This window comes from Methylophaga muralis (assembly GCF_001720165.1).
GTDB classification, from domain to species: Bacteria; Pseudomonadota; Gammaproteobacteria; order Nitrosococcales; family Methylophagaceae; genus Methylophaga; species Methylophaga muralis.
Genome location: NZ_MCRI01000079.1, coordinates 1 through 2,657, shown reverse-complemented (window position 1 = coordinate 2,657; position 2,657 = coordinate 1). Strand labels below are relative to the sequence as shown.

Below are 2,657 nucleotides of genomic sequence, written 5' to 3'. Positions count from 1 at the left end.
AAAAGACACTTTCTATCGAGAGTAGAGTGTCCGGTAAGATTAAACGCCCCATCCCCGCTTTGAGAGATAACTGAGCGGCAACGGACAACATCACACTGACCAAAATCATTAAAAGCGTGAGATAACTCATATGAGTTTAGCCAATAAGGTAATGATTAATATAAAGCTAATTGTCGCCAAGCTTCCTTTATTTTTAATTGAAAAAAACAATCGGATCATCATGCATTTCTCCTCGATTGGTTTTTAGCCACATTCGTAAAAACCAATAAGCAAAAGCAGGCAGCGAGGCCCATAACAATAACGGTGATGAATATTCTTCATTAGTCATGGAGACCTGAACATAAAATGCCACAAGCAATAAAGAAATAAATGCAGAGGTCACACCGAAGCTTTGCATCAGATAGTAATCCTCCACCTGATAATCTCTACCACTAGCTTTATCTTTATTCACTTTTGATAATAATTTCAATTCAGCACAGCGCTTGACCAAAGCTAAACTGAAAAAAGTAAACATCGAAAACGCCAATAACCAGAATGAGAGCACGACATCAATAATCATGGCTCCGGCGATGATACGAATTGTAAATAAACTGGCCAGTGAAATAACGTCAGCAATAACATAAGTCTTTAAGACAAATGTGTATAAAAGCGTTAAAGCAAGATAAGCCATGATCGATAATTGGAATGCGGTATTGGTGAAAAGTAACGAGCCAATCAATGTCGCAACAAATAACCCCATAGCAAGCAATACAGCTTGTTTAATCGATAATAATCCAGAGGGAATGGGCCTTAGGCATTTTCTGGGGTGTACTCTATCAGCTTCAATATCAAGTAAATCATTAAGCAGATAGGTGGCAGATGCTAGTAATGAAAATAAAAAAAATCCAATTATTGCATCACCCCAAACAGCCAAATCAAGATAAAGTGATGAAACAAAAACAGGCACAAAAATAAGCATATTTTTAAGCCATTGATGGACTCGCATGGCTTTTAGGAGCGTCTTAAATGTATTATTTTCGTTATGAAAAATACGTGTCACAGGGCGCTTTTTTGATAAGCGTAACGCAGCAGCAGTGGGATTGACTAAAAATGACTCTTCAGCCTTATCAAATAAGCAGAAATCAAATGTCTCATTGCCAGCGTAGGCAAACTTCGGTGAAACTTCCAGGCAATGTTTTAATTTATTCTCGCCTTTCATATTAAACGTGGCAGAAGTCGCCAATACGCCATCGAAAATCCCTAGATGCTCAGCGATGGCATCGGCATATTTTTGATGACTGGCCGTTGCCAAATATAACTTTCTGCCTTGCTCACGTTGCTCTTTGAGAAAACCCAAGAAGTCCTGGTTATAGGGAAGTGTGGCAGCATTAATGTCCACCCGCTCAGCAAGTTTGTGTTTTAAATTAGCCTTCCCTTTCGCTAGCCAGCCAATTAATAAAAAAATATTCAATGGGTTTTGTTTTAAAAACGTTAAACAGACTTCTAATAGCAGGTCTGTATAAATAAGCGTGCCATCCAGGTCCACAAAAATTGGCAACATGTCCTTATCGACAATCATATTAGATTCTCTGTTTTACTCGTTAATCAATTTACGTCTACAATAAAACGATTGAATTTATTTTGACAGGGACGTAACGACGTGATGAAAAATATAATGGTTTCAACTTATGCTAAAAACACCTTATATATCGTTCTCGTTGCATTAGCATTACGCCTGCTTTGGCTGTGGTTGATCCCCGTTGTACCGCTCTCTGATTCGGTAATGTATCACGAATTTGCCAAGAGTATTAGTAATGGAAATGGCTATGCATTTCCTGCTGGAAATCTCACTGCATATTGGCCTGTTGGCACGCCGGCAATTTATGCACTGCTTTATAGCATTTTTGGTGAATCATTCCATGCCATTACAGTTTTTAATCTTGTCGTAGGGATTCTCACACTATTATTAATGATGTCATTAGCCAAGCTTTGGTTTAATGAACCCACGGCATATATCGTGGGTATTCTATACGCAATATGGCCCTCTCAAATTCAGTTTACGACCATTTTAGCTAGTGAGACTATTTTTAATGTATTTGTATTACTTGGCTTATTCTTCTGGTACCGCCCCACACAAAATACCCTTTTGAACTGGGTGCTTGGTTCTGTTTTTTTTGTAGCAGCCACTTACGTTCGGCCAATTGCATTATTAATCCCATTTATCTTGATTGGATTGAGTTTTTTACGCGGATTTAACTTCAAACAATTCTTTAGCGCGACCATGGTAACACTCTTAACAATGGCAATTTTGATTACGCCCTGGGCTGTCCGAAACTACAACTTGTTCGGCGAAGTAGTGTTGATATCAACCAATGGTGGGCCAGTCTTCTGGATGGGAAACAATCCTGACTCTACCGGTGAATACATGCCTCTACCCGAAGATCTACATTTTGACTCAGAAACAGAACGGGCAGATTATTTTAAATCCGAAGCGATTAAACATATTAAAGAAGAGCCTGGAATCTTTGCAAAAAGATTAGCCAAACGATTTGTCGATTATTATCGCTCAGAAAATATCGGTGTGAATTGGAACATTGCTGGAATAAAACAGCAAGGATTTGAAAAAGCTGTATTCCCGCTTAAACTTATAAGCTCAGCTTTTGGATTTATTGTGATAT

General features: G+C 38.5%; 2 protein-coding genes. One reads left to right on the top strand and one right to left on the bottom strand.

Annotated elements, in window-relative coordinates; genetic code table 11:
- Nucleotides 1-193 precede the first annotated feature (193 nt).
- Entirely contained in the window at nucleotides 194-1,558 is a 1,365-nt protein-coding gene (locus tag A9E74_RS13595; RefSeq protein WP_245652184.1) for a UbiA family prenyltransferase, read from the bottom strand.
- 84 nt (nucleotides 1,559-1,642) lie between these two features.
- On the opposite strand from A9E74_RS13595, the gene A9E74_RS13590 reads away from it, so the two are divergent.
- A partial coding sequence (locus A9E74_RS13590; RefSeq protein WP_069297133.1) for an ArnT family glycosyltransferase occupies nucleotides 1,643-2,657 on the top strand: 1,015 nt, incomplete at its 3' end.

Excerpts from the sequence above, each read along its gene's own strand:
- A9E74_RS13595 (WP_245652184.1), bottom strand. The coding sequence starts at position 1,558 with ATGATTGTCGATAAGGACATGTTGCCAATTTTTGTGGACCTGGATGGC.